Origin of the sequence: Leifsonia poae, from assembly GCF_020009625.1 — a bacterium.
Lineage (GTDB): Bacteria > Actinomycetota > Actinomycetes > Actinomycetales > Microbacteriaceae > Leifsonia > Leifsonia poae_A.
Genome location: NZ_JAIHLP010000002.1, coordinates 888,284 through 913,850, shown reverse-complemented (window position 1 = coordinate 913,850; position 25,567 = coordinate 888,284). Strand labels below are relative to the sequence as shown.

General features: G+C 69.0%; 24 protein-coding genes and 1 pseudogene. 20 read left to right on the top strand and 5 right to left on the bottom strand.

The window, feature by feature from the left end:
• The first annotated feature begins 12 nt into the window (after positions 1–12).
• The 4 genes from hflX to K5L49_RS04980 all read left to right on the top strand — a co-directional run bounded on the left by hflX (position 13) and on the right by K5L49_RS04980 (position 5,574).
• Entirely contained in the window at positions 13–1,542 is a 1,530-nt protein-coding gene (hflX, locus tag K5L49_RS04995; protein WP_223690896.1) for a GTPase HflX, read from the top strand.
• 122 nt (positions 1,543–1,664) lie between these two features.
• Positions 1,665–2,756, top strand: coding sequence for a methylenetetrahydrofolate reductase (locus tag K5L49_RS04990; RefSeq protein WP_308116517.1), 1,092 nt, complete (start codon positions 1,665–1,667; stop codon positions 2,754–2,756).
• Complete coding sequence (metE, locus tag K5L49_RS04985; protein WP_223690895.1) at positions 2,753–5,104, top strand: 5-methyltetrahydropteroyltriglutamate--homocysteine S-methyltransferase; 2,352 nt, start codon at positions 2,753–2,755, stop codon at positions 5,102–5,104. Before K5L49_RS04990 ends, metE begins: the two co-directional genes overlap by 4 nt.
• A gap of 119 nt (positions 5,105–5,223) precedes the next feature.
• Entirely contained in the window at positions 5,224–5,574 is a 351-nt protein-coding gene (locus K5L49_RS04980) for a metallopeptidase family protein (protein WP_223690894.1), read from the top strand.
• An 87-nt stretch (positions 5,575–5,661) separates the two neighbouring features.
• On the opposite strand, the gene lexA is transcribed toward K5L49_RS04980, so the two are convergent.
• A complete protein-coding gene (gene lexA, locus K5L49_RS04975; RefSeq protein ID WP_263298816.1) occupies positions 5,662–6,378 on the bottom strand; it encodes a transcriptional repressor LexA in 717 nt (238 codons plus the stop codon).
• A gap of 235 nt (positions 6,379–6,613) precedes the next feature.
• Between lexA and K5L49_RS04970 the strand changes: the two genes are divergently transcribed.
• The 6 genes and pseudogenes from K5L49_RS04970 to K5L49_RS04945 all read left to right on the top strand — a co-directional run bounded on the left by K5L49_RS04970 (position 6,614) and on the right by K5L49_RS04945 (position 11,153).
• Positions 6,614–6,982 (top strand): LysM peptidoglycan-binding domain-containing protein, encoded by a 369-nt coding sequence (locus K5L49_RS04970; protein WP_223690892.1) that lies wholly within the window; start codon positions 6,614–6,616, stop codon positions 6,980–6,982.
• A gap of 114 nt (positions 6,983–7,096) precedes the next feature.
• The gene (locus tag K5L49_RS04965) at positions 7,097–8,236 is read left to right on the top strand and encodes a histidinol-phosphate transaminase (RefSeq protein ID WP_223690891.1); all 1,140 of its coding nucleotides are present in this window, start codon (positions 7,097–7,099) and stop codon (positions 8,234–8,236) included.
• Entirely contained in the window at positions 8,233–8,835 is a 603-nt protein-coding gene (hisB, locus tag K5L49_RS04960; RefSeq protein WP_223690890.1) for an imidazoleglycerol-phosphate dehydratase HisB, read from the top strand. Before K5L49_RS04965 ends, hisB begins: the two co-directional genes overlap by 4 nt.
• On the top strand, positions 8,832–9,464 hold the full coding sequence (hisH, locus tag K5L49_RS04955; protein ID WP_223690889.1) for an imidazole glycerol phosphate synthase subunit HisH: 633 nt from the start codon (positions 8,832–8,834) through the stop codon (positions 9,462–9,464). Before hisB ends, hisH begins: the two co-directional genes overlap by 4 nt.
• Before the next feature lie 69 nt (positions 9,465–9,533).
• Positions 9,534–10,280, top strand: coding sequence for a bifunctional 1-(5-phosphoribosyl)-5-((5-phosphoribosylamino)methylideneamino)imidazole-4-carboxamide isomerase/phosphoribosylanthranilate isomerase PriA (gene priA, locus K5L49_RS04950; RefSeq protein ID WP_223690888.1), 747 nt, complete (start codon positions 9,534–9,536; stop codon positions 10,278–10,280).
• A pseudogene (locus tag K5L49_RS04945) lies at positions 10,264–11,153 on the top strand (SseB family protein). Before priA ends, K5L49_RS04945 begins: the two are co-directional and overlap by 17 nt.
• Before the next feature lie 98 nt (positions 11,154–11,251).
• Here K5L49_RS04945 and K5L49_RS04940 read toward each other — a convergent pair.
• Positions 11,252–12,481: an MFS transporter gene (locus K5L49_RS04940; protein ID WP_223690887.1), complete on the bottom strand. Its 1,230-nt coding sequence runs from the start codon at positions 12,479–12,481 to the stop codon at positions 11,252–11,254.
• Positions 12,482–12,559: 78 nt separating this feature from the next.
• Here K5L49_RS04940 and K5L49_RS04935 point away from each other — a divergent pair, with 78 nt between their 5' ends.
• The 6 genes from K5L49_RS04935 (at position 12,560) to K5L49_RS04910 (ending at position 18,833) form a co-directional block, all read left to right on the top strand.
• A complete protein-coding gene (locus K5L49_RS04935) occupies positions 12,560–13,501 on the top strand; it encodes a LysR family transcriptional regulator (RefSeq protein ID WP_223690886.1) in 942 nt (313 codons plus the stop codon).
• Positions 13,498–14,097 carry an HhH-GPD-type base excision DNA repair protein gene (locus K5L49_RS04930; RefSeq protein ID WP_223690885.1) on the top strand — a complete coding sequence of 200 codons (600 nt, stop codon included), beginning with the start codon at positions 13,498–13,500 and terminating at the stop codon, positions 14,095–14,097. The genes K5L49_RS04935 and K5L49_RS04930 overlap by 4 nt, the downstream gene beginning before the upstream one ends.
• A gap of 39 nt (positions 14,098–14,136) precedes the next feature.
• A complete protein-coding gene (locus K5L49_RS04925; RefSeq protein ID WP_223690884.1) occupies positions 14,137–14,349 on the top strand; it encodes an SCO4848 family membrane protein in 213 nt (70 codons plus the stop codon).
• A 119-nt stretch (positions 14,350–14,468) separates the two neighbouring features.
• Positions 14,469–17,912: a TM0106 family RecB-like putative nuclease gene (locus K5L49_RS04920; RefSeq protein ID WP_223690883.1), complete on the top strand. Its 3,444-nt coding sequence runs from the start codon at positions 14,469–14,471 to the stop codon at positions 17,910–17,912.
• Positions 17,913–17,945: 33 nt separating this feature from the next.
• Positions 17,946–18,401, top strand: a complete 456-nt coding sequence (locus tag K5L49_RS04915) for a helix-turn-helix transcriptional regulator (protein ID WP_223690882.1) — start codon at positions 17,946–17,948, stop codon at positions 18,399–18,401.
• A 9-nt stretch (positions 18,402–18,410) separates the two neighbouring features.
• Positions 18,411–18,833: a VOC family protein gene (locus K5L49_RS04910; protein ID WP_223690881.1), complete on the top strand. Its 423-nt coding sequence runs from the start codon at positions 18,411–18,413 to the stop codon at positions 18,831–18,833.
• Between the two features lie 39 nt (positions 18,834–18,872).
• Here K5L49_RS04910 and K5L49_RS04905 read toward each other — a convergent pair whose 3' ends face one another.
• Both K5L49_RS04905 and alr read right to left on the bottom strand, forming a co-directional pair.
• Positions 18,873–19,901: a D-alanine--D-alanine ligase family protein gene (locus K5L49_RS04905; RefSeq protein ID WP_223690880.1), complete on the bottom strand. Its 1,029-nt coding sequence runs from the start codon at positions 19,899–19,901 to the stop codon at positions 18,873–18,875.
• A complete protein-coding gene (gene alr, locus K5L49_RS04900; protein WP_223690879.1) occupies positions 19,894–21,069 on the bottom strand; it encodes an alanine racemase in 1,176 nt (391 codons plus the stop codon). Before alr ends, K5L49_RS04905 begins: the two co-directional genes overlap by 8 nt.
• 190 nt (positions 21,070–21,259) lie before the next feature.
• Here alr and K5L49_RS04895 point away from each other — a divergent pair, with 190 nt between their 5' ends.
• From K5L49_RS04895 to K5L49_RS04885, 3 genes are read left to right on the top strand one after another with little or no spacing between them, the layout of a single operon-like run.
• Positions 21,260–22,207, top strand: coding sequence for a MetQ/NlpA family ABC transporter substrate-binding protein (locus tag K5L49_RS04895; RefSeq protein ID WP_223690878.1), 948 nt, complete (start codon positions 21,260–21,262; stop codon positions 22,205–22,207).
• Between the two features lie 4 nt (positions 22,208–22,211).
• Positions 22,212–23,237 (top strand): methionine ABC transporter ATP-binding protein, encoded by a 1,026-nt coding sequence (locus K5L49_RS04890; RefSeq protein WP_223690877.1) that lies wholly within the window; start codon positions 22,212–22,214, stop codon positions 23,235–23,237.
• On the top strand, positions 23,234–23,893 hold the full coding sequence (locus tag K5L49_RS04885) for a methionine ABC transporter permease (RefSeq protein ID WP_223690876.1): 660 nt from the start codon (positions 23,234–23,236) through the stop codon (positions 23,891–23,893). The genes K5L49_RS04890 and K5L49_RS04885 overlap by 4 nt, the downstream gene beginning before the upstream one ends.
• 9 nt (positions 23,894–23,902) lie before the next feature.
• Here K5L49_RS04885 and K5L49_RS04880 read toward each other — a convergent pair whose 3' ends face one another.
• Positions 23,903–24,763 (bottom strand): alpha/beta hydrolase, encoded by an 861-nt coding sequence (locus tag K5L49_RS04880; RefSeq protein ID WP_223690875.1) that lies wholly within the window; start codon positions 24,761–24,763, stop codon positions 23,903–23,905.
• Between the two features lie 85 nt (positions 24,764–24,848).
• Between K5L49_RS04880 and K5L49_RS04875 the strand changes: the two genes are divergently transcribed.
• Positions 24,849–25,526: a TetR/AcrR family transcriptional regulator gene (locus K5L49_RS04875; RefSeq protein ID WP_223690874.1), complete on the top strand. Its 678-nt coding sequence runs from the start codon at positions 24,849–24,851 to the stop codon at positions 25,524–25,526.
• The last annotated feature ends 41 nt before the right edge of the window (positions 25,527–25,567 follow it).

Sequence of the window (25,567 nt, the reverse complement as noted above, 5' to 3'; positions counted from 1 at the left end):
CAGGACACACGAATGAACGAAAACTTCAGCGAAGCGCCGACGCCGACCGATGACACCGATGTCGTCGCCCGGGTCCTCGCCAATGCAGACACCCACGCCGGCATGTCCCTCTTCGGTCGGGGCGCTCAGGCGCTGCAATCGACCGGAACCGAGGACACCGGCCACGACGGCGAACAATTCGACCGCGAGGAGCGCGCCGCGCTCCGCCGCGTCGCCGGGCTGTCCACCGAACTGGAAGACGTCACCGAGGTCGAGTACCGGCAGCTGCGGCTCGAGAACGTGGTGCTGATCGGCATCTACTCGCAGGGCACCCTGCAGGACGCCGAGAACTCCATGCGCGAGCTCGCCGCCCTGGCGGAGACCGCGGGCGCCGTCGTGCTGGACGGGCTCTTGCAGCGCCGACCGCATCCGGATGCCAGCACCTACCTCGGCAAAGGCAAGGCGCAGGAGCTCGCGGGTGTCGTCGCCGCACTCGGGGCCGACACTGTGATCGCCGACACTGAGCTGGCTCCGAGCCAGCGGCGTGCCCTCGAAGACGTGGTGCGGGTGAAAGTCATCGACCGCACCGCGGTCATCCTCGACATCTTCAGCCAGCACGCCAAGAGCCGGGAAGGCAAGGCGCAGGTGGAGCTCGCGCAGCTCGAATACCTGTTGCCGCGCCTGCGCGGCTGGGGTGACTCGATGTCGCGGCAGGCCGGTGGCCAGGTCGGCGGCGCGGGGGCCGGGATGGGGTCCCGCGGTCCGGGCGAGACGAAGATCGAGCTCGACCGCCGCCGCATCCACACCCGGATGGCGAAGCTGCGCAAACAGATCATCGGGTTCAAGCCGGCACGGGAAGCGAAACGTGCCAACCGTCGGCGCAACTCGGTTCCGTCGGTGGCGATCGCCGGGTACACCAATGCCGGCAAGTCGAGTCTGCTCAACCGCATCACCAAGGCGGGCGTGCTCGTCGAGAACGCGCTGTTCGCGACCCTCGACTCCACCGTACGCAAATCGGTGACGGCGGACGGTCGGCTCTACACGCTGGCCGACACGGTCGGCTTCGTGCGCAATCTGCCGCACCAGCTGGTGGAGGCTTTCCGTTCCACACTCGAAGAGGTGGCCGACTCGGATGTGATCGTCCACGTCGTGGACGGTTCGCACCCCGACCCGGCCAGTCAGCTCGCGACGGTTCGCGACGTGATCGGAGAGGTGGGCGCCCGCGACCTCCCGGAGATCGTGGTGTTCAACAAGGCCGACCTGGTCGGGCCGGATGAGCGTCTCGTTCTGCGCGGTCTCGAACCGGGCGCGATCTTCGCCTCGGCGCGCACGGGCGAAGGGATCGACGAGGTGCTCGGCGCCATCGCACGCCTGCTGCCCGACACCTCCATCGAGATCGAACTCGTCGTGCCGTACGACCGGGGCGATCTGATCTCGGCCCTGCACGAGCGTGGCCGCGTTCTCTCGACCGAGTACGTCGAAGACGGCACCCGGGTCACCGCGCGCATCCAGCCCGAGTACGAGTCGGTGTTCGAAGCGTTCGCGGTGACGCCGACCGTCTAGAACCCACCCCTACCGCAGCGAGCCGGTGGCCATCGAGGCCGCCGGCTCGCGGTGTTCGGCCGTCACACGACGACACACGGGTTTCCTCCCTGGCCGGACATTGCTAGATTTCGAGTCAACCGATGCGGACGACCCGCTCGGTGGTGCGACAGCCGAGCCCGGCACCCGCCCGCGAACACCCCGCCGAGCGGGGTTCTGACCCTGACGGGACGGACGCGGCCGAGCCGGCAGCAACCGTCGAACCCACCACCGAGGACGCCATGAGCTGTACCGCATCGCGGTTCTCTTTCGAGCTGTATCCGCCGCGCAGTGCGGCCTCCGCCGTGGCGCTGCCGGCGACGATCGACCGGCTCGCGGCCGCGCATCCCGAGTTCATCTCGGTGACCTTCGGCGCCAACGGCTCCTCCCGCGCCTCGTCGCTCGACGTGCTGCGTTACATCCTCGAACACACCGCGGTGAGCCCGATGGCGCATCTCACCTGCGTCGGCTCCTCGCATGCGGAAGCCAATCAGCTGATCCGTGAATTCCTCGATGCGGGTGTACGTCGCTTCCTCGCGGTGCGCGGCGACCCGCCCGCGGATGCGGCGCCGGGCGAGAGCGGATTGGGCGACCTCCGCAGTGCGGGCGAATTGGTGCAGCTCATCCACCGGGTGCAGGCCGAGCGCGTGCCCTACCAGGAGCGACCCGTGCCCGGGTTGCCCACCGCGCGCGAAGTGGACCGGGGACGCGAACGCGTGCAGATCGCCGTCGCCGCCTTCCCCAATGGGCACCCCAGCTCCCGCTCGACGAGCCAGGACATCGACACGCTGCTCGCCAAACAGGCGGCCGGTGCCAACCTCGGCATCACCCAACTGTTCTTCCACCCGGAGGACTACCTCACCTTTGCGCAGAAGGCCAAGGAGGCCGGGGTGCTGTTCCCGATCCTCCCCGGCATCATGCCCGTCACCAGCTCGGCGCGACTGAGGCGGATGCTCGAGCTGAGTGGCGAGGATCTGCCGAGCGAGCTCGCGATCCAGTTGGAGATCGAACCGACCGAGGAGGGGCAGCGTGAGATCGGCATCGCGTGGGCCGCTGATTTCGCCGCCCGGCTGCTCGACGGCGGCGCCCCCGGGATCCACCTCTACACCTTCAACCAGCACGCGGCCGTCCTGGCCGTCCTCGACCGCATCGGGCTCCTGCCCGCCGGAAGCACCACCGAAAGGGAACCAGCATGACCGACACGACACCCCGCACCGCCTTCCCGACGGGCACGATCATCGGCTACCCGCGCATCGGGCGTCGCCGGGAGCTCAAGAAGGCGGTCGAGAGCTTCTGGGCGGGAACGACGACGGCCGACGAGCTCGAGTCAACGGCCGCCGAGCTGCGCTCCGCCACCCGGGAACGCCTTGCGGCGCTCGGCTTGGGGCGTGACGACGCGTCGATCCCGGAGAGCTTCAGCTACTACGACCAGATGCTCGACGCCGCGGTGACGGTCGGGGCCGTCCCCTCCCGCTTCGCTTCACGGGTCGACGCCGCCGGCGTGGTGGACCTCGCGGGCTACTTCACGATCGCTCGCGGCGAGGGCGAGAACGCACCGCTGGAGATGACGAAGTGGTTCGACTCGAACTACCACTACCTCGTGCCGGAGATCGGACCGGAGACCACGTTCCGGCTCGCTTCGGACCGCATCGTGCGCGAGTTCGAGGAGGCCAAGGCGGCCGGATTCGTCACGCGACCGGTGATCGTCGGCCCCGTGACCTTCCTCGCACTCAGCAAGGCCAGCGATGAGGCGCCGGAGGGCTTCCACCCGCTCTCGCGCCTCGACGACCTGCTGCCGGTGTATGCCGAGCTACTGACCCGCCTCGCGGCGGCCGGCGCCCCCTGGGTGCAGCTCGACGAGCCGGCCCTCGTCAGCGAGAGCATCGACGAGGAACGCTCGGCGCTGCTCTCGGCGGTCGCCACGGCCTATGCCGTGCTCGGCGCGGTCGCGAGTCGGCCGGCACTGTTCGTCGCCGCACCGTACGGAAGCCTCGGCGATGCGCTTCCCGTGCTCGCGGCCACGCCGATCGAAGCGCTCTCGCTCGACCTCGTGCGCGGAAGCGTGCCGACCGGGCTCGACCCGGCGACTGCATCCGCCCTCGCCGGCAAGACCGTGGTCGGCGGAGTGATCGACGGTCACAACATCTGGCGAGGCGACCTGGAGGCCGCCTTCGGCCGGCTCACCGAGCTGTTGGCACTGAGCCCGGAGGTGGCGGTCTCCACATCGACGTCGCTGCTGCACGTTCCGCACGATGTGGACGATGAGCCCGCCCTCGCCGATCAGCTCAAGGGCTGGCTCGCATTCGCCGACCAGAAGGTCACGCAGGTGGCGACGCTCGCGCGCGGCCTCGTCGACGGACACGAGGCCATTCAGGGAGAGCTGAGCGACGCATCCGCGGCACTCGCCGATCGGGCCGCAGCGCCTGGAGTACGGGATGCGGCGGTGCGCGCCCGGACCGCCGCCCTCACCGCGCAGGACTTCTCGCGCGGCGACTACACCGACCGGCTGGCGGCGCAGGACGCGGCGCTCGGGCTGCCCTTCCTGCCCACCACCACCATCGGATCGTTCCCGCAGACGAGCGACATCCGCCGAGCCCGGGCACAGCTTGCGAAAGGGCTGCTGAGCGAAGCCGAGTACCTCGCACGGATGCAGGCGGAGATCAAACGCGTCGTCGACCTCCAGGAGGAGATCGGAATCGACGTCATCGTGCACGGCGAGCCCGAGCGCAACGATATGGTGCAGTACTTCGCCGAGAACCTCGACGGATTCGCGGTGACGCAGAACGGATGGGTGCAGTCGTATGGCAGCCGATGCACGCGTCCGTCGATCCTCTGGGGCGATGTGTCGCGGCCGGCGCCGATCACGGTTGACTGGTCGAGCTTCACGCAGAGCCTCACCGCGAAGCCGGTCAAGGGCATGCTGACCGGGCCGGTCACCATTCTCGCCTGGTCGTTCGTGCGCGACGACCAGCCGCTCGGCGACACGGCTCGCCAGGTGGCGCTCGCATTGCGCGACGAGATCGCCGACCTGGAGGCCGCGGGCATCCGAATCGTGCAGGTGGACGAGCCGGCGCTGCGCGAGCTGCTGCCGCTCAAGAAGGCCGACCACGCCGAATACCTGGACTGGTCGGTCGGCTCATTCCGGCTCTCCACCGCCGGCGTGCGCGACGAGACGCAGATCCACACGCACCTCTGCTATTCGGAGTTCGGCGTGGTGATCGACGCGATCCGCAATCTCGACGCCGACGTGACGAGCATCGAGGCGGCCCGTTCGCGGATGGAAGTCGTGCACGACATCCAGACCTCCGGATTCGAGCACGGCATCGGTCCGGGCGTTTACGACATCCACTCGCCGCGCGTGCCGAGCGTCGCCGAGGTGACGGAGCTGCTCGAGACGGCCTTGAGCGCCATCCCGGGCCGGCAGCTGTGGGTGAACCCGGACTGCGGGCTCAAGACCCGCGGGTACGACGAGACGGTCGCGTCGCTGCGCAACATCATCGAGGCGACCCGGGCGGTTCGGGCCAAAGCCGGCGTGACGGCCTGACGAGCCCTGCATTCCCAGTACCGTCGGAGATCCGGGGCGAAAGCGGCCGGATCTCCGACGGAGCCGTGAGATGGATGCGGTGGCGCGCGAAAACCATGGCGGCAGGGGAGGATGGGCTCATGGTCGAGATTTCGGATGGGGACTTCGAGGCGATGGTGAACGACGTCTACGACGGTCTGCCGCGCGACATGGTGGAGCCGTTGGAGAATGTGGCCATCCTGTTGGAAGATCAGCCGGCCGGCGCGCGACCGCGCCTGTACGGGCTCTACAGCGGGCATCCGCTGACCAAACGCGGCTACTACGGTTTCGGTGAACTGCCCGACCGCATCACGCTCTACAAGAACAACCTCGCCGAGCACAGCGCGACCCTCGATGAATTGCGGGCGCGGGTGCGGGTGACGCTGGTGCACGAGATCGGCCACTACTTCGGGCTGGACGACGCGCGCCTCCACGAACTCGGCTGGGCCTAGCCACCCCCAGAGGGCGAACATTTGTGCCGAATGTCGCCTCTGACGCACGACGAGGTGACATTCGGCACAAATGTGTCGAGGGAAGGATCAGACCGCGCGGAGAACGGCGACCACCTTGCCGAGCACCTCGGCGAAGTCGCCGAGGATCGGCTCGAAGTTCGAGTTGCGCGGCAGTAGCCAGGTGTGACCGTCGCGCTGACGGAACACCTTGACGGTGGCCTCCTCGTCGAGCATCGCCGCGACGATGTCGCCGTTCTCGGCGGTGTTCTGCGAGCGGATGACCACCCAGTCGCCGTCGCAGATAGCCGCATCGATCATCGACTCGCCCACGACCTTGAGCATGAAGAGCTCACCGTTGCCGACGAGCTGCCGCGGCAGCGGGAAGACCTCGTCGACCTGCTGCTCGGCGGTGATCGGGATGCCGGCGGCGATACGGCCGACGAGCGGAACCATCGCGGCGTCGCCGACCGGGATCTGGCTCTCGTAGTCGGGGGTGGCCGAGGTGGACGGAACGTCGATGAGGATCTCGAGGGCGCGCGGACGGTTCGGGTCGCGCCGCAGGTAGCCGCTCAGCTCCAGCTGGTTGAGCTGGTGCGTGACGCTGGAAAGCGAGGAGAGGCCGACGGCGTCACCGATCTCGCGCATGCTCGGCGGATAGCCGCGCTGGCTGACGGAACGACTGATCATCTCGAGGATGGCGAGCTGCTTCTCGCTGAGGTTCTTGCGTCGTCGCGTGCCGCCGCGCTCCCGCGCTGTCTGGTTGTCGTTCGACACTGTCGTCCCTTCGTGACCCGCCTGGCGCATCCGGCGTGGTGCGAATGTCGGTGGTGCCTGGTTGGGTGAACTCCAGACAATCGAAACTGTATCCACGATGCAGGGGTAAAACAAACATATGTTCGAGCGTGTCTCGAATGTCTTCGATGTTTTCTCCCGAATCGCATGGTTGTGGTTTCGAACATTCGAAGATATATTCGGAACACAGCTTCGCATCCGCCCTGCCGGCCAAGCAGCGGATGCGGAATCTTAGGAGGTCAAGAACATGAGCACAGCAACGGTAACCATGTCACCGTCGGGCTTCACCGTTCCCGAGGGCGCCACCACGCGCCTGCACCTCACGCGCCGTGGGCGCGTGGTCTTCACGTCGCTCGCCGCGGTGCCTCTCGTGATCGGCGCGCTCGTGTTCGCGCTCAACGGCGGGGGAGCCGCCGCCTCCGGAGAACAGGCGCACGTGCAGTTCCACTATGTGACGGTCTCCTCTGGGCAGTCGCTCTGGAGCATCGCGGAGAAGGTCGCGCCGAGTGCCGACCCGCGCGACGTGATCGCCGACATCGTCTCGCTGAACCAGCTCGACACCGCCGTCGTCTCACCGGGGCAGCGCATCGCTATCCCGGCGCAGTACGAGCACTGATCCGCACAGCCTGTCGCGGCGGCGGCGATAGCGAGCGACGGCGCCGCGTGACGGCGTTGATCGTCCTCTTCCTCGGCGACGTCACGATCGGTTCTGGGGAACTACGATTGAACGGTGACCTCCCTCTCTGATCTGCCGATCCGTGACGATCTGCGGGGTAAAACGCCCTACGGCGCTCCGCAGAAAGTTGTTCCCGTCGCATTGAACGTGAACGAGAACACGCATCCGGTGCCGGCCGATGTCGCGGCCGACATCGTCGCCCGCGTGGCGGCGGCGATCACGACCGTGAACCGCTACCCGGATCGCGAATTCACCGAGCTGCGCGAGAGTCTCTCGAAGTACCTCGGGCACGGATTGAACGCTGAGAACCTCTGGGCGGCCAACGGCTCGAACGAAGTGATCCAGCAGATTCTGCAGGCTTTCGGTGGCCCCGGTCGCAGCCTGCTCGGATTCGACCCCACATACTCGATGTACCCGCTGCTCGCGGCGGGAACCGGCACAGCCTGGATCTCGGGTGAGCGTGACGCCGACTACGAGCTGACTCCGCGGACGGCGGTGGCCGAGATCCGCCGGCACGACCCCGACATCGTCATCCTGTGCGCGCCCAACAACCCGACCGGGACGCCATTGTCGATCGAGACGATCGAAGCCGCGTACGACGCGGCACGCGGCATCGTTGTGGTCGACGAGGCCTACGCCGAATTCATGCCCGACGGTCACCCTTCGGCGCTGACACTCTTGCCGGGACGTCCCCGGCTGCTGGTGTCGCGCACCATGAGCAAGGCGTTCGCTTTCGCCGGCGCGCGCGTGGGCTATCTCGCTGCCGACCCGGCGGCGGTGGATGCACTCCGCCTGGTCCGCCTTCCCTACCACCTCTCCGCGCTCACCCAGGCGGCGGCGAACGCGGCGCTCGCCCACTCGGACGAGATGCTCGCCATGGTGGGCGAGATCCGTGACCAGCGCGACCGACTCGTGAGGGAGCTGAGTCGCCTCGGCTACCGTCCGTATCGCAGCGGAAGCAACTTCGTGCTCTTCGGCGGTGTCGACGACCCGCGGGCCACCTTCGAGGCGCTGCTCGCGCAGGGCATCCTCATCCGGGTGGTCGGCATCTCCGGGCACCTCCGGGTCACCGCAGGGACCGAGGCGGAGACGACGGCGTTCCTCGACGCCCTCGCCGCGCTCGGTCGGCCGGCCTCGGCGGGCTCGGCGGTGACCGCTGGCGCTGCGACGCTCCCGGTAGGCTCGCAGTCATGACCAAGCGAACGGCCACACTTCAGCGGGAGACCAGCGAGTCGAGCATCGAATTGAGCCTCGATCTCGACGGGACGGGGGAGTCGGACATCGAGACCTCGGTGCCCTTCTACGACCACCTGCTGACGGCTTTCGCGAAACACTCGCTCACCGATCTGAGGGTGCGGGCGACCGGCGACACCCACATCGATATGCACCACACAGTGGAAGACATCGGCATCGTCTTGGGGCAGGCCATCAAGCAGGCTCTCGGCGACAAACGCGGCATCTCCCGCTACGGCGACGCCCTCGTGCCGCTGGACGAGGCTCTCGTGCAGGCTGTTGTCGACATCTCGGGCCGCCCGTACCTCGTGCACAGCGGAGAACCGGCCGGATTCGAGTTCCACCTGATCGGCGGCCACTTCACCGGATCGATGGTGCGGCATGTGTTTGAGGCGATCTCGTTCAACGCAGCCCTCACCACGCACGTCACCGTGATCGGGGGCCGCGACCCGCACCACATCGCGGAGGCGGAGTTCAAGGCGTTCGCGCGGGCGTTCCGTCAGGCGAAGGCGCTCGACCCGCTGATCAGCGGCATCCCGTCGACGAAGGGTGCGCTGTGAGCCGACCCGGTGTCGTCGTCTACGACTACGGGAGCGGCAACGTCCACTCAGCCGTCAAAGCGCTCGAAGCCGCCGGCGCCGACGTCGAACTGACCGGCGATCGCGTGCGCGCCCGCGAGGCCGACGGTCTCGTCGTTCCCGGTGTCGGGGCGTTCAGTGCCGTGATCGACGCGCTTCGGGCCTCGCGGGGTGACGAGCTGATCGACCGCCGGCTCGCCGGCGGGCGCCCCGTGCTCGGCATCTGCGTGGGCATGCAGGTGCTGTTCGACCGCGGCGTTGAGCGAGGCGTGGACACCGAAGGCCTGGGGGAGTGGCCGGGCCAGGTCGACCGTCTGCACGCCGATGTCCTTCCGCACATGGGCTGGAACACCGTCGAACCGGCCCCCGATTCGGTGCTGTTCGACGGTATCCGCGACGAGCGTTTCTACTTCGTGCACTCCTACGGCGCCCAGGAGTGGACGCTCGACGTCGTGCCTCCGTTCCCGCAGCCGCAGATCACCTGGGCGCAGCACGGCGGGCGGTTCATCGCTGCCGTGGAGAACGGCCCGCTCAGTGCGACCCAGTTCCACCCCGAGAAGTCGGGAGCGGCGGGCATCCGGTTGCTCCGCAACTGGATCGGCACGCTCTGACCGTGCGGAGTCGCTAGGCTTCTGGCTTGTGCCGCTGGCGGCACCATGAGCGTCTATCCGAGGAAGAACATGAGTGAATTCAACAACACCCCGCGGCTCGTCCTGCTGCCGGCAGTCGACGTGGCCGACGGCAAGGCCGTGCGGCTGACACAGGGCGAGGCCGGTTCGGAGACGAACTACGGCGACCCGGTGGCGGCGGCGGCGGATTGGGCCGATCAGGGCGCGGAGTGGATCCACCTGGTGGATCTCGATGCCGCGTTCGGGCGCGGGAACAACCACGCTCTGCTGAAGAAGGTCATCAAGCAGGTGCGCGGAGTGAATGTGGAGCTTTCCGGCGGCATCCGGGACGACGAGTCGCTGGAGTCGGCGCTCGCGATCGGCGCCAAGCGCATCAATTTGGGCACGGCGGCGCTGGAGAATCCGGAGTGGGCGGCGAATGTGATCGGCCAGTACGGCGAATCGATCGCGGTGGGCCTCGACGTGCGGGGCACGACCCTCGCCGCGCGCGGCTGGACGCAGGACGGCGGCGACCTCTGGCAGGTGCTCGCCCGTCTCGAGGACGCGGGATGCGCGCGTTACGTCGTGACGGATGTCACGAAAGACGGCACCCTGCGCGGCCCCAACCTCGACCTTCTGCGCGATGTGATGGATCGCACGGCCCGCCCGGTCGTGGCGTCGGGCGGGATCTCGAACCTCGACGACATCGCCGCCCTGCGAGAGCTGGTTCCGCTCGGATTGGAGGGCGCCATCGTGGGCAAGGCGCTGTATGCGGGGGCTTTCACCTTGCCCGAGGCGCTGGATGTCGCCGGAGACTGACACGAACGGTGACGGCGGCGCGGGCGACGAGCACGCGGGCGACCGCAACGGCACCGGCCTGCCCGGCGAGGCGCGCCCGAGCGCCGAAGGGGCGGCGCGTCTGAGCGGTTTCGCGGCGCAGCTCGCCGACTCGGCGGGGCAGCCGTGGGCCGGTCGTCGGTTCGAGGAGACATCGTTCGGCGACGACGACGGAACGGCCCCGCTCGCGTTGCTCGGGGTGCTCGCCGCGTTTCGGGCGGGCGAGTGCGGCGCGGAGGCGGTCGTGGACGAGGTGCGGCGCTCGCGGCTTCTCGTTCCGCTCGTGGCCGAGCTCGGGAGAGCGATACAGACGAGCGCGGTCACCTGATCGACAAGACACAGGAGCTCTCCCTGGTCACGGTCGCCGGGCCCGACGGTCGCACCGTGCTGCCGGCGTTCTCCTCGGTGATCGCCATGCAGGCCTGGAACCCGGAGGCGCGCCCGATACCCGTCGCGGGCTCGCGGGTGGCTCTCGCCGCCGTGAGCGAGCAGACGGAGCTGGTCGTGCTCGACCCCACCTCGGCGACCGAGTTCGTGTTGCGGCGTCCTGCGCTCTGGGCGGTCGCCCAAGGTCAGCCGTGGCTGCCGAGCCACCGAGACCCCGACGTCGTCGCCGCGTTCGTCGCCTCGATCGGATCGGAGCTCGGGGTGCACCGCGTGGCGCTGGTCGATGGCGACCCGGACGCTCGTCTGGCGGGCGAGGAGCTCGTCGTGCGATTGGAGTTGGCCGACGGTCTCAGCCGAGAGGAGCTGGATGCGGTGCTCGCGCGCCTGGCGCGCCGTTGGGCGGCAGACGACGTGATCGCCACCCGCGTCGATTCGCTGCGCATCCAATTGGTCGCCGCCCGCGACTAGCACCCTGCGTCACGCGGGCCCCGGCGAACATCTGCGCCGAATGTCGCCTCGGGGCGCTCGTGAGGTGACATTTGTCGCAAATGCGGCTCGCGGAGGGGTCAGGGGGCGATGCGGCCGAGCATCCGGATGCCCGCCACGAGGCTGAGCGCCCCGACCACGATCACGAAGACCACGAGAACCGGGACGACCGGCCAGAAGATCAGCGCGACCCCCACCAGGAGCACCGGGAGCGCGAGGCCGATGTACGCCACGAGGAAGATGGCCGCGAGCACCTCGCCACGGCGTTCCGGGGCTGCGAGCGATGCCGCGACGCCGATCGCGGAGCGGAACAGGAGTCCGACGCCCGCTCCGGCGAGGATGCCGCTCAGAATGAACGGTGCGAGGGCGGCCGTGAGCACACCGACGGCGAGTCCGACGAGTCCGACCACGACGAGGATCAGCCCCACGAGAAGTTGTGCGCGGGCGGAGACACGGGCGAAGACGATCTGCGAGACGGCGGAGGAGGCGAACACCGAGAAGGGCACGACGCCCGCGAGCAGCCGCGACGATTCGTGGAGGGTGCCCGCGAGGACGCTCGGGGCGAGCGAGGTGAACAGGCCGAATACCGCGAAGCCGGCGAACGCCGCGACCGCAGCGGCGGAGAAGGTGCTGCGTGCGCCGGCCGGGAGCGAGATGCGCTGGGGCCGGTACGGTGGCCGCTCCTCCGCCCGCTCGACCGTCTCGGGCACGAGGGCCACCGCGATGGCGGCCAGCGCGAGCACGACGAGGAAGACCGCGTAAGGGATGACGAGCGGAGAGGGGAGGAACTGCGCGAGTGCGCCGGCGATGAGCGGGCCGAGTGCCAATCCGCCGGTGTTGACGACGGTGGAGACCGTTCCCGCCAGGCGCGGGCTTTCGTCGGGTCGCGCGACGGAGCGGAGCTCACTCAGGTGCGCTGTGGCGCTCGCCGTGAGCGCACCGACGCCGATGCCGGAGATGACCCGGGCGACGAGCAGACCGCTGACATCGTTCCAGAGGAGGAACAGGACGGCCGCGAGGAGTTCGAGCACGATCGCCACCAGGATCATCCGGCGCCGGCCGGCCCAGTCGCTGATGTGGCCGATCAGGAACAGGCTCGCGATCACTCCGACCGCGTAGGCGGCGAAGACCACGGTGACCACCCAGGTCGGGAACCCGTCGCGCTGCTGGTAGAGCGAGTACAGCGGTGTGGGGAGGGTGGAGAACGCCATCACCGCGAGGAAGGCGGCGGCGACCACCCAGAATCCAGCGCCGTGGCGCAGCCGGGCTCGAGATGGGCGGATCGTGGGGGTGGGGAGCGTGCTCGTCATGTCTCCATGGTGCATCCGGATCGTGATCGAGTCCAACGGATATCAATGATAACTGCTATCGGGTTATACGATAGCCACATGGACACCCGGCAACTCGAGTACTTCGTCGCCGTCGCCGACGAGCTCAACTTCACGCGCGCCGCGCAGCGCGTCTTCGCGGCGCAATCGACGGTCTCCGCCGGCATCCGGTCGCTGGAGCGCGAGCTCGGGGGTGCCCTCTTCGAGCGCGACCCCCACCGGGTCGGCCTCACTCCGCTCGGCCGTCAGATGCTCGACGCCGCCAGGGACACCCTCGAAGCGGCCGAGCGGATGCGGGCGCTCGCCGACACGACCGGCGGTCTTCGCGGCCAGCTGAGCGTCGGCGTCTTCACCAATCTGACCACCATCGACCTGCCCGGGATCATGGGCGAGTTCCACACCCGGCATCCGCTGGTCGACCTGAGATTGGGGCCGTCGCCGAGCGGCTCGACCGGGTTGGCGAAGGATGTGCGCCTGGGCCGGATCGACGTCGCCTTCATGGGGCTGCCGGGGCGGCTGCCCGACCTGCTCTACCAGCGGCTCGCGGTCTCACCCTTCGTCGCCGTGCTGCCGGATTCTCATCCGCTCGCCTCGCGGCCGATGGTGATGCTGGCGGACCTTGCGTCGGAACGGTGGGTGGACGCGCGGGAGGGGTTCGGCAATCGCATCACCCTCGACCGCGCGCTCGAGGCCCGCGGAATCGACCGACGGGTTTCGACGGAGGTGTCCGATCTGGGCGAGATCCCCCGGTTCGTCGCGGCCCGCCTCGGGGTGGCTGTGATGCCGGCCCTCACGGTGCTGCCCGCTGCCGGGACGGTGACCGTTCCGGTCGGCGACGGGATCGACTGGGTGCTGAGCGCCGTCGCACGCCCGAGGCCGAGCGCGACGGCACAGGCACTGCTCGGTCTGCTCGCGGAGCATTTCGGTGAACCGGCCGTGATGCCGGCCGTCGCAGGAACCACCCCACAGGAGAGCGCAGGAGTGCCACGATGGAAGGCATGAGCTCAGACCAGCACAGCCCCGACCTGCACATCACGGGAGACGAGGACGCCGACGCGCTCCTCTCGGCCGATCCGTTCGCCCTGCTGCTCGGGATGCTCCTCGATCAGCAGATCCCGATGGAGACCGCCTTCACGGGGCCGGCCAAATTGCGGGACCGCTTGGGCGGCCTCGATGCCGCGACGATCGCCTCCCTCGATCCCGACGAGCTCGTCGGCGTCATGAAGCAGACACCGGCCGTGCACCGGTTTCCTGGGTCGATGGCGGGCCGGGTGCAGTCGCTGAGCGCGGCCATCGTCTCGGAGTGGGGTGGGGACACCCGTGCGATCTGGACGCGCGGCGAGCCCGACGGCGCCGAGATCCTGGCGCGGCTGCAGGCGCTGCCCGGCTTCGGAGAGCAGAAGGCGAGGATCTTCCTGGCCCTGCTCGGCAAGCAGTGCGGGTTGCAGGCGCGCGGGTGGCAGGAGGCGGCCGGAGCGTATGGGGAGACGGGGTCGTACCGGTCGGTGGCCGATATCGTCGATCCGGGATCGCTCGCGAAGGTGCGCGAGACGAAGCGGGCGGTGAAGGCGGCCGCTGCTGCGAAGAAGAACGGCTGAGTCCGCATCCTCTCGGCGTGCTCGTAGGCTGGCGGCACCATGACTGTCTTCGCCGCGATCGTTCTGTTCCTCAACGCCGTGTTCAACGTGGTGGCCTGGCCGCGCTTCTTCGCGCGCGTCTCGAAGGACCCGCGGGCCCGGGATGCGGCAGGCAAAGCGACGGCCTTCCTAGCTGTGCACGCGACTCTGCTGGCGGTGGCACTTCTCCTGGCGCTCGCTTCGTTGGTGGCCGGGATCGTCGTGCTGGTGTGATGGTGTCAGAGCGTCGGCGCACGGTTGCGCCGGTCGGTCCGGCTGTCGTCCGCTCCCGATAGCCTCGTCTCAGCGAGCGATCACCCGCTCGTCGGATCCGCCGACAGAAGAGGGGCAGCATGTTCCTGCTCGATGGCGTCGTCATCACGAGCGCGAGCGACCTCACCAGCGCCTCCCACTGCGAGTTCGCCTTCCTGCGCACCCTCGACGTGAAGCTCGGGCGGGTCGAGGCGGCGGCGGAGGTCGACGATGCGATGTACCTGCGCACCTCCCGCCTCGGTGATGAGCACGAGCACCGCATCCTCACCGGCTATCGCGAGCGGTTCGGCGCGGGCGCGGTGGAGATCGAGCGGCCCGAGCGTCTGAACGCGGCGAGCCTCGCCGCGGCCGTCGAGCAGACATCGGCGGCGTTCGCGAGCGGCGCCGACCTGGTTTTCCAGGCGACCTTCTTCGACGGGTCGTTCATCGGGTTCGCCGATTTCATCGTGCGGACCCCCGAGGGGCGTTACCGGGTTCAGGATTCGAAGCTCGCCCGCAGTGCGAGGGTCACCGCCCTGCTGCAGCTCGCGGCGTATGCCGAGCAGCTCGAACGGCTGGGCGTTCCGACCGATGAGACGGTCGAACTGCTGCTCGGCGATGGCACGGTGAGCGAGCACCGGCTCTCCGATATCGCCCCGGTGTACGGCAAACGCCGAGCGCGCCTCCTGCACATCGTGCACGAGCATCTGGCCGACACCGCCGCGGTGCGCTGGGGGGATGCGCGCTACAGCGTGTGCGGGCAGTGCGTGGCCTGCGAGACCGAGATTCAGGCGAGCCGGGATGTGCTCCTCGTGGCCGGGCTCCGCGTTACTCAGCGTGCGCACCTGGTCGAGGCGGGCATCCGCACCATCGACGAGTTGGCGACCTCGACAGGAACCGTCGCGGGCATCGGGGCGGGCACGCTCGACGGACTGCGCGAGCAGGCCAGCCTGCAGCGCGCGGCCGTGACCGGAGCCCCGCCACCGATCACGCTCGTCAACCCGCCCGCCCTCGCCGTGCTGCCCCGCCCTGATGACGGCGACATCTTCTTCGACTTCGAGGGCGACCCGCTCTACACCGAAGGCCCCGGCACCCGCTGGGGGCTCGACTACCTGTTCGGCCTGGTCGACACCGATGCGGTGTTCACCGCGTTCTGGGCGCACGATTTCGCTGCGGAGCGGCGGGCCCTCGAGGAGTTTCTGGCGTTCGTGCGGGAGCGGCGTCGCGCGCATCCGGGAATGCATATCTATCACTACGCCTCCTATGAGCGGACCCACCTGCTGTCGCTCGCAGCCCGGCACGGCATCGGCGAAGACGATGTCGACCAGCTGCTGCGCGAGAGCGTCCTCGTCGATCTCTACCCCGTGGTGCGCAAGGCGTTGCGGGTCGGCTCGCGGTCGTACTCGATCAAGAAGCTCGAGCCGCTCTACATGGGCAGTGAGCTGCGTGAGAGTGATGTGACGAACGCGGCCGACTCCATCACCGAGTATGCGAACGCCCGTGACCTTCTGCAGCTCGGCAGGGCGGTCGAGGCGGAACGGATGCTGCACGAGATCGGCGACTACAACCGTTACGACTGCGTCTCGACTCTTCGCCTGCGGAACTGGCTGGTATCGCTCGCGGCCGGCAACGGCATCCCGGTGGGGCTGGCGGTGCCGGAGAGCGCTGTCGTCGAACTGGAGCCCTCCACGCTGCGAGCAGAGCTTCTCGCGCTGGCCGGGGATCCGCTCGACCCGGAGCGCACCCCCGACGAGACAGCGGCGGCGTTCGCTGCGGCCGCCATCGACTACCACCGGCGGGAGCAGAAGAGCTTCTGGCAGGCGCACTTCACGCGGCTTGTCGAGCCGGTGGAGGAGTGGGAGGACACCCGTGACGTGCTCGTGGTGGAGAGCGCCCGTGTCGTGCGCGACTGGTACCGGGAGGGAAAGCAGCGCAGCGACCGACGCCTGCTGTCGCTGCGGGGCCGACTGGCGGCGGGCAGCTCGATCCGCCCGGGAGCGCAGACCGGGCCTTTCCTGCTCTACGAATTCCCCGGCCCGTTCGCCCCCGGTTCGATGGAGCCCGGGGCACGGTCTGCGCGAGCCGTGAGGGTCGTCGAGGTTTCCGACGACGGCGGGATCGTGGTCGAAGAGACGCTGCCGGCGGAGACCCTGCCCTACGCCGCACTGCCGAGCGCGCTCTGCCCGGCCAAGCCGTTGCCGGTCGGCCGGCAGAAGGTGGCCATCGACGAGTGGGCGGGGGAGATCCTTGCGGCCCAGCCTGGATGGCCCCACGACCCGATGACGGATGTGCTCCGCCGCGTTCCGCCCCGCACCAGGTCGGGCATGCCGCCGCCGAGCGGGGGAGACCCCATCGCCGACGTCGTCGCCGGCCTGCTCGACCTCGACGACTCCTACCTGGCCGTGCAGGGGCCGCCCGGCACCGGCAAGACTTTTCTGGGCGCGCGCGTGATCGCCACCCTGGTGCAACGCCACAACTGGAGGGTCGGCGTCGTAGCCCAGTCGCACACCGTCGTCGAACATCTGCTCGATGCGGTCGTCGGCGCGGGGCTCGACCCGGCCCTGGTCGGCAAGGTGGCCAAAGCCGAGGCGGACGGCGGCGATCATCGGTTCACCGAGATCGAACGCGAAGGGCAGCTGCTCTTCGCGCTCGACCACGCGTCGACTGGTTTCGTGGTGGGTGGCACCGCCTGGGATTTCAGCAACCCCGCGCGCATCCCGCGGCGCAGCCTCGACCTGCTGGTCGTCGACGAGGCCGGGCAGTTCTCGCTCGCCGCGACGATCGCCGCCGGCGTCAGCGCCCGCAGTCTGCTGCTGCTCGGCGATCCGCAGCAACTCCCGCAGGTGAGTCAGGGGAGTCATCCCGAGCCCATCGATGGTTCGGCGCTGGGCTGGGTGAGCGAGGGGCACGACGTGCTGCCGCCGGAGTTCGGCACCTTTCTCGCCGAGACCCGCAGACTGCATCCACGTCTGGCAGCCCCCGTGTCGCAGCTGTCGTACGAGGGCCGGCTGCACGCGCATCCCGAGGCGGCGGCGCGGATGCTCGACGGTGTGGCCCCCGGACTGCATCCGGTTCCGGTTTTGCACACCGGCAACGCCACCGACTCCTCCGAGGAAGCAGAGGAGGTCGTGCGGTTGGTCGGATCGGTGCTCGGCACCCGGTGGAGTGATCCGAGCACCGGGCGGGTGGACGATCCGCTCACTCCGGCCGACGTGATCGTGGTCACCCCGTATAACGCGCAACTCGCCGCCGTGCGAGAGGCGCTGGCCACGGCCGGGCTCGCCGAGGTGAGAGTCGGCACGGTCGACAGATTCCAGGGGCAGGAGGCCGTGATCGCGATCGTGAGTCTCGCGGCGTCGTCCGCAGCGGACGTTCCGCGCGGCATGTCCTTCCTGATCATGAAGAACCGGCTCAATGTGGCGATCTCCCGGGCGAAATGGGCTGCTTTCCTCGTGCATTCTCCGCTTCTGACCGAGTACCTGCCGGTCACCCCGGCGGGCGTCGCCGAGCTGAGCACCTTCATCCGGCTCGTCGAGCCGAGCTGAGCCCAGCCGAGCGGGCCGGTGTACGCTCGACGCGTGTCACCAGAAGAACTCGCCGCGCTCACACGCCTGCGACAGGCGCGCGACTATATCGATCGTGAGTACGCCCGCCCCCTCGACGTGCCCACGATCGCGCAGCATGCGCTCATGTCGGCCGCGCATTTCTCGCGCCAGTTCAGTGCGGCCTACGGTGAGACGCCGTACAGCTATCTGATGACCCGCAGGGTCGAGCGGGCGATGGCGCTGCTGCGCGGTGGGATGAGCGTGACCGACGCCTGTATGGCGGTCGGCTGTACCTCGCTCGGATCGTTCAGCTCGCGGTTCACCGAGCTGAACGGTGAGACCCCCAGCGCGTATCGGGCGCGGGAGCACAGTGCCGTCGAGGCGATGCCGTCGTGCGAGGCGAAGCAGCGCACCCGGCCGCGACGGCAGAAGGCGAGCGATCGCGAAGTGAGCAGTTTTGGAGAAGTGCCGGCCCGGTCGACTTCTTAGGCTTGTCCCATGACGATTTCATTGAAGTACTGCCAGATCACCGTCAACGACGTCGACGAGTCGATCACGTTCTATCGTGACGCCCTCGGGTTCGACGTGCTCAACGACGTCTCCTCCGGCGGCGGCCGCTGGGTCACCCTCGGCAGCAGCGCCGAGCCGGGCGTCGAATTTGTGCTCAGCAACCCGCACGCCGGGCGGTCGCAGGCCGACGGCGACACCATGCAGGAGCTGCTCACGAAAGGCGTTCTTCCGATCATGGTGTTCAGCACCGATGACGTCGACCGCACGTTCGAGCACATCCGCGCCACAGGCGCCGAGGTGCTGCAGGAGCCGATCGAGCAGCCGTGGGGACCGAAGGATTGCGCGTTCCGCGACCCGTCGGGGAACACCCTTCGATTCAACGAGACCCAGGCGGTCGCGCAGAACGCCTGAGCCTTTTCACCGGCGTGCCCTTCTCGCGGTCGGGTGGCCTCACCGCCGCCCGACCGCGATCGCGCGCTCCACGAGCATCCCGAGCAGCGTGACGTAATCGAGACCGTCGGCCGCACAGAGGCGGGGGAAATGGGAGTGCGCGGTCAGGCCGGGCAGGGTGTTGATCTCGTTGAGGAGCACCTCGCCGGACGGGGTGACGAAGAAGTCGATCCGCGCCAGGCCCTCGGCGTCGATCGCTTCGAACGCCGCGAGCGCGAACCGCTTGAGCCGCTCAACGACGGACGGGTCGATGTCTGCCGGGATGCGGATGGTGGTCGTGCCGCCGCCGTACTTGTCGGCGTAGTCGAAGAAAGTGCTCGATCCGCTGAGCTCGACGAGAGAGGCGCCGGTGACCGTCGCTTCTCCGGCCGGGGTGCGGTACACGCCGACGCTGACCTCGTCGGCCAGAACCGCGGGCTGGATCAGGGCGACGCGGTCGTGCGTCAGCGCGGTGCGCACCGCTGGGGCGAGATCTCCCAGGTCGTCGACCCGCGTCGCACCGACGCTCGATCCGGCACGGTTGGGTTTGACGAACAGCGGAAGCGACCACCCGCGCACAGCGGCCGGAACGGCGCCCAAGTCGTCGACCGCCCGGGTCTCGACCATGGGCACTCCCGCCGCCGGAACGACGCGCCAGGTCATCCGCTTGTCCATCGCGATCGCGCTCGCGAGAACACCCGACCCGATATACGGCAAGCCTGCCAGCTCCAGCGCTCCCTGAACGGTCCCGTCTTCCCCGTAGCGCCCGTGCAGCACCGGGAAGACGACGTCGGCGCCCCGCCACAGCTCCGGTCGCGGGCCGGGGAGGGGGGAGCGGCCGCTCGCTGACGCGGCAGGAGGGGTGCCGGCGACGAGCGCGTCGACCTCGGCCGCGTGCCAGACACCCGATCGGTCGATGCCGATCGGCCGCACGACGAAACCGATCCCGCGCAGGGTGTCGACGACATCCCGGGCCGACGACAGTGAGACCTCGTGCTCGGTGTTCGCCCCGCCGTAGATCACGACGACGGTGGTGTCGCGCTCAGGCAACGCGGGCCGCCCCGAGGTGGCGGCGCTCGACACGCGACCCGATCCCGGTCATGATCTCCTGCGGGATGGTGTGCGCCCATTGCGCCCACTCGCCGAGTCCCGGCTCGCCCCGCGCCGGATCGCCGATGACCACGACCTCATCGCCGTCGGCGACTTCGCTGTCCACCGGGCCGGCGTCGACCACCAGCTGATCCATCGAGACGCGGCCGACCACCCGGCAGCGCCGCCCCCGCAGCAGCACCTCCGCTCGGTCTCCCGCGAGGCGTGGGATGCCGTCGGCGTAGCCGATGGGCACCAGGGCGAGGGTCGTCTCCGCCTCGGTGCGATAGCCGCCGCCGTAGGAGACGGCTGTTCCGGCGGGCACCCGCCGAAGCTGCACGACACGCGAGGTGAGTCGCAGCACCGGTCGCAGGTCGTACTGCTCGCCGTCCACCGGCTGCACGCCGAACAGCGCCTGGCCGCAGCGCACCAGTGAGAACCGGGCGCCGGGATGCGCGAGCGCCGCGCCCGAGCTGGCCAGATGCACGACCTCGGGGGTCAGCCCCGCCGAGGCGGCGGTCACCGCCGCTTCGGTCAGTGTTTCGATGGCGCCCGCGGTGGCCAATGGATGCGCCTCGTTCGCCCGGGCGAGATGCGACCACACCCCGACGACGCGGAGGGCCCCGAAGTGTTCGTGCGCGGCAGCGCTGCGACACAGGCCCGCCCAGTCGGCGCGATCCGCACCGCCCCGGCTGAGCCCGGTGTCGAGTTCGAGATGCACCCGCGCCGTGAGTCCGAGCGTCCGCGCCCGTGCCACGATCGTCTCCAGCAGAGGCCCGGTCGAGCAACCGAGCTCGACCCCGAGCCGGATGGCGGCGTCGAGGTCGCACTGCGCATCGGCGAGCCAGGCGAGGATCCGCGCTGAGATCCCGGCCGCCCGCAGACGCAGCGCCTCGTCAACGGTCGCCACGCCGAGGGCGACGGCGCCGCCCCGCAGCGCCGAGCGGGCGACCGCGGTCATCCCGAGACCGAAGCCGTCGGCTTTCACGACGGCGAGCACGGGAACGCCGGCGATCGCCCGCACCAGGCACACATTGTGCATGATCGCCTCGTGGTCGACGGTGAGGGTGGCGAAGGGTCTCACTCGGTCGATGTCGCGGGTGGGCAGAGGGGAGGAGATCACGGTCATGCCCCGAGGCTAGGGAAGCGGCGCCGTCGCCCGCGTCATCCCCGAGCCGTTCCGGCGTCCATCCGGGGATGTATCTCGCGCGTCACATTTCGGAACACGGGTTGATCCGCCGCCCGGTTCGGGAGAGGGTCGAAGAGCCGCCAAACCTGACGTCGGCATCCCCCTACCCCTTCACGAAAGAGGCACAGCCATGTCCGTTTCCCCGCCACCGACCCCCACGCTCCCCGACAAGCCGAAGTCGAAGACCGGCTGGATCGTCGGCATTGCGGTCGCCGTGGTGGCGGTGATCGTCGCGGTCGTTCTCCTGCTGGTGAACCTCAGCGCCCCCGCCTCCTCTGATGCGGGGAAGCGGGCTACCGTGACGATCGGCACCACCGAGAAGGCCTCGCCGTATTGGGCGGTGCTCACGAAGGCCGCGGCGAAGGAGGGCATCGACATCCGGGTGGTGAACTTCGGCGACTACACGCAGGCAAACCCGGCCCTCAACTCGGGGCAGATCGACCTCAACCTGTTCCAGCATCTTCAGTTCCTGGCCGACTACGACGTCTCCACCGGTCAGAACCTGGTGCCGATCGGGTCGACCCTGGTCGTGCCGCTCCCGCTGTACTCCGACAAGTACACGTCGGTCGCCGAGATCCCGCAGGGCGCCACGATCGCCATCCCCAACGACGCCACCAATCAGGCCCGGGCGCTGCTCGTGCTCCAGAAGGCCGGGCTGCTCACGCTGAAGGACGGCGGGAACACCCTCGCGACGCCCGCCGATATCGTCGCCGACCGGTCTCGGGTCTCCGTCATCCCGGTCGACGCCGCGCAGACCGCCCCCGCGCTCACCTCGGCGGACGGGGCGATCATCAACAACAATTTCGCCCTGACCGCCGGGATCGACCCGAAGTCGGCGATCTTCCAGGACGACCCGAAAAGTGCCACGGCCGAGCCGTACATCAACGCGTTCGTGGCCAGGGCTGCGGACAAGGACAACAAGACCTACCTGAAGATCGTTCAGCTCTACCACACCAAGGCGGTCCAGGACGCGGTGCTGGCGGAGTCGAAGAACACCGCCGTCATCGTCGAGCGACCGCAGGCCGACCTTCAGAAGATCGTCGACGGCCTCGCGGCCACGATCAAGGCGTCGAAGTAGCCCGATGAGCCCGCTCATCGAGTTCCGGGATGTCACGAAGACTTTCCGCACAGGTGACACGACCGTGAGCGCGCTCGACGGCATCAGCCTCTCGGTCGAGCGCGGCGAGATCTTCGGGATCATCGGATACTCGGGAGCGGGGAAGAGCACGCTGGTGCGGCTGATCAACGCGCTCGAGAAGGCATCGAGCGGCAGCATTCTGATCGACGGCGAGGACATCACTCGGCTTCCGGAGGCGAAGCTGCGGGGTGTCCGCGCCGGGATCGGGATGATCTTCCAGCAGTTCAACCTGTTCCGTTCCCGCACCGTGTTCGGCAACGTCGCCTACCCGCTGAAGGTTGCGGGCTGGCCGAAGGAGAAACGCACGGCCCGGGTGGCCGAGCTTCTCGCGTTCGTGGGACTCACGGAAAAGGCCTGGGCGTTCCCCGACCAGCTCTCCGGCGGGCAGAAGCAGCGGGTCGGCATCGCCCGGGCGCTGGCGACGGGACCGGCCATCCTGCTCGCCGACGAGTCGACGAGCGCCCTCGATCCGGAGACAACCGCCGACGTTCTGCGCCTGCTCAAGCGGGTGAACAACGAGTTCGGCGTCACGATCGTGGTGATCACCCACGAGATGGAGGTCGTGCGCTCGATCGCCGACCGGGTGGCCGTGCTCGACGCCGGCCGGGTCATCGAGACCGGGAGTGTGTTCGAGGTGTTCTCTGCCCCGAGGTCGGTGACCGCTCAGCGTTTCGTGGGCACGGTGCTGAAGAACCAGCCCACCGGTGACGACCTCGAACGTCTGCGCGGCAAGCATGCGGGGCGCATCGTGTCGGCGCGCATCCACGACGACGGTCGCCTCGGAGCGGTGCTCTCGGATGCGGTGGGCCGCCACAATGTGCGTTTCGAGATCGTCTACGGCGGCATCAGCGCGTTGCAGGGGCGGTCCTTCGGCAGTCTGACGCTGGAACTGATCGGCGACGACGTGGGCGTGGATGCACTGATCGCCGACCTCCGCCGGGTGACGGACGTCGAGGAGGTCGCCGCATGAGCGACTGGGGAACCCTCTGGCCGGTGTACGTGCAGTCGATCGGCGAGACGCTCTGGATGGTCGTTGAGACGCTCGTGATCGGTGGTGTGCTCGGTCTGGCGCTCGGGGTGCTGCTCTATACGACCCGGCGTGGCGGCATCCTGGAGAACCGTGTTCTGTCGACGGTGCTGAATGTGCTGGTCAATTTCATCCGGCCCATCCCGTTCATCATCTTCATGACGGCGCTCGCGCCGCTCACGCAGACCCTGTTCGGGAGTTTCATCGGCACATCGGCGGCGATCTTCCCGATGACGATCGCCGCCACGTTCGGGCTGTCGCGGATCGTGGAGCAGAACCTGGTGACCATCGATCCCGGTGTGATCGAGGCGGCGCGCGCGATGGGCGCCGGCCCGTGGCGGATCATCACGACGCTGCTGGTTCCGGAGGCGCTCGGCCCGCTCATCCTGGGGTACACCTTCGTGTTCGTGGCGATCGTCGACCTGTCGGCGATCGCGGGGAGCATCGGCGGCGGCGGGCTCGGCGCGTTCTCGATCACCTACGGCTATCAGCGGTACGACTGGGTGGTCACCTGGGTGGCGGTCATCACGATCGTGGTGCTGGTTCAGGCGGCGCAGTTCGTGGGCAGCAGGCTGGCCCGCAAGGCGCTCCGCCGGTAGGGGCGGCGGTCACGATACGCTGCCGGCCGAAATGCTTGTGACGAAGCCGACCACGGCTTCGAGGGTGTCGTCGTCGGCGAGGATGCGCGAGTGACCTGTGCCCTCCCGCGTGACGAGCCGGGAGCGCTCGCCGTGGGCCTCGTGCAGGCGCTCCGATTCGCGGATCGAAACCTCCCGGTCGCCGCGATCGTGCACGAGCAGGAGTGGAATTCCCGCCGGGAGCGGTGCGGCCACGGCGTCGAAGCGGGGCCACGGGTTCGTATCGGGGGCGAAGACGCGATGAGCGAATCGCGCAGCGAGCGCCTCGGCCGTCGCGGGGGACAGCCGCAGTCGATCAGCGAAACTGTCGACCAGGTAGCGGGCGTCGGCCATGCCGGCGATCGCGACGACACCGTCGGCCGGCAGTCCCTCGCGAACGGCGGTGAGCACGGCGAGCGCACCGAACGAGTGGCCGATGGCGACGTCGAACCGTCCGAACCGGGTGTGCAGTGCGTCGATGGCGGCGAGGTAGTCGCGGATGTCCGTTCGTCGCCCTTTCGAGGCACCGTTGGCGGGGGCGTCGAAGGAGACGGCCCGGAGGCCGGCCGTCCGCAGCCCACGGACGATCGGCGCGAATTGCGCGGCCCGCGCGTGCCAGCCATGCACGAGGAGCACGGTTCGCGGGCCGGACCCCCAGGAGTATCCGACGATCGTGTGTCCGCGCACCATCAGGGGGAACGTCTCCGCCTGAGTGTGCAGGGCCTGTTCGCTCGGCCGCACGGCGAGGGGGCGTCCCACCCGGTAGAAGAGCGGGGAGGCCAGGCGGGCGGCGAGTCGGGGGGAGAGGCGTTCGGCGGCGTGGATGCCGGCGAGGGCGAGGGTGGTGCGCATGGCGACTCCGTTCGATCCGATCGCGCGGGAAAAGACGCACGACCGTTCGTATGCTAGACGAACGATCGTGCGTAAACTAGCCGGCATGGAGAATCCGGATGGTCGCCGCCGCCGCGGGGACGCCTCCCGCACCGTCGTGCTCACCCGTGCGGCCGACCTCGCCTCGGTCGAAGGGCTCGACCAACTCTCCCTCGGCCGGATCGCAGAAGCCGCCGCGGTGAGCAAGAGCGGCATCGCCACCCTGTTCGGCAACAAGGAGCGCCTGCAGCTCGCCACGGTCGCCACGGCCCGCGAACGGTTCCTTGCGACGGTTGTCGAGCCGGCGCGAACGCACGCCCGCGGTCTCGATCGCGTGGTTGCGCTGCTCGCCAACTGGATCGCATATTCGCGCGACCGCGTGTTTCCCGGAGGGTGCTTCTTCGCCGGTGCCTCGACCGATTTCGACTCCAAGCCCGGCCCGGTTCGGGATGCGCTCTCCAGAGCCCTCGACGACTGGCACGACTACCTCGCCCACAGCCTCAAGCAGGCCGCGGAACGGGGGGAGCTCGCGGCCGGCACCGACGGAGCGCAGCTCGCCTTCGAGTTCACCGCCCTGCTCGACGCGGCCAACGGTCGTTCGGTGATGACCGGTTCGGACGCCCCCTACGATCGTGCGATCGCTGGTCTGGTCTTCCGCCTCCGCGCCTCCGGAGCACCGGTCGACGCTCTCGCCGCTCTCGACGCTGCGCCCGCCCGACCCGCTCCGCCGCATCCGTCCGGCTGAGGCGAGGCGGGACGGGGCAAAGCGCGACGAGACGAGGCTGA

Coding starts and splice junctions, on each gene's coding strand:
- hflX (WP_223690896.1), top strand. CDS start 13: ATGAACGAAAACTTCAGCGAAGCGCCGACGCCGACCGATGACACCGAT.
- K5L49_RS04990 (WP_308116517.1), top strand. CDS start 1,665: ATGCGGACGACCCGCTCGGTGGTGCGACAGCCGAGCCCGGCACCCGCC.
- metE (WP_223690895.1), top strand. CDS start 2,753: ATGACCGACACGACACCCCGCACCGCCTTCCCGACGGGCACGATCATC.
- K5L49_RS04980 (WP_223690894.1), top strand. CDS start 5,224: ATGGTCGAGATTTCGGATGGGGACTTCGAGGCGATGGTGAACGACGTC.
- lexA (WP_263298816.1), bottom strand. CDS start 6,378: ATGCGCCAGGCGGGTCACGAAGGGACGACAGTGTCGAACGACAACCAG.
- K5L49_RS04970 (WP_223690892.1), top strand. CDS start 6,614: ATGAGCACAGCAACGGTAACCATGTCACCGTCGGGCTTCACCGTTCCC.
- hisB (WP_223690890.1), top strand. CDS start 8,233: ATGACCAAGCGAACGGCCACACTTCAGCGGGAGACCAGCGAGTCGAGC.
- priA (WP_223690888.1), top strand. CDS start 9,534: ATGAGTGAATTCAACAACACCCCGCGGCTCGTCCTGCTGCCGGCAGTC.
- K5L49_RS04940 (WP_223690887.1), bottom strand. CDS start 12,481: ATGACGAGCACGCTCCCCACCCCCACGATCCGCCCATCTCGAGCCCGG.
- K5L49_RS04935 (WP_223690886.1), top strand. CDS start 12,560: ATGGACACCCGGCAACTCGAGTACTTCGTCGCCGTCGCCGACGAGCTC.
- K5L49_RS04930 (WP_223690885.1), top strand. CDS start 13,498: ATGAGCTCAGACCAGCACAGCCCCGACCTGCACATCACGGGAGACGAG.
- K5L49_RS04925 (WP_223690884.1), top strand. CDS start 14,137: ATGACTGTCTTCGCCGCGATCGTTCTGTTCCTCAACGCCGTGTTCAAC.
- K5L49_RS04920 (WP_223690883.1), top strand. CDS start 14,469: ATGTTCCTGCTCGATGGCGTCGTCATCACGAGCGCGAGCGACCTCACC.
- K5L49_RS04910 (WP_223690881.1), top strand. CDS start 18,411: ATGACGATTTCATTGAAGTACTGCCAGATCACCGTCAACGACGTCGAC.
- alr (WP_223690879.1), bottom strand. CDS start 21,069: ATGACCGTGATCTCCTCCCCTCTGCCCACCCGCGACATCGACCGAGTG.
- K5L49_RS04895 (WP_223690878.1), top strand. CDS start 21,260: ATGTCCGTTTCCCCGCCACCGACCCCCACGCTCCCCGACAAGCCGAAG.
- K5L49_RS04890 (WP_223690877.1), top strand. CDS start 22,212: ATGAGCCCGCTCATCGAGTTCCGGGATGTCACGAAGACTTTCCGCACA.
- K5L49_RS04885 (WP_223690876.1), top strand. CDS start 23,234: ATGAGCGACTGGGGAACCCTCTGGCCGGTGTACGTGCAGTCGATCGGC.
- K5L49_RS04880 (WP_223690875.1), bottom strand. CDS start 24,763: ATGCGCACCACCCTCGCCCTCGCCGGCATCCACGCCGCCGAACGCCTC.
- K5L49_RS04875 (WP_223690874.1), top strand. CDS start 24,849: ATGGAGAATCCGGATGGTCGCCGCCGCCGCGGGGACGCCTCCCGCACC.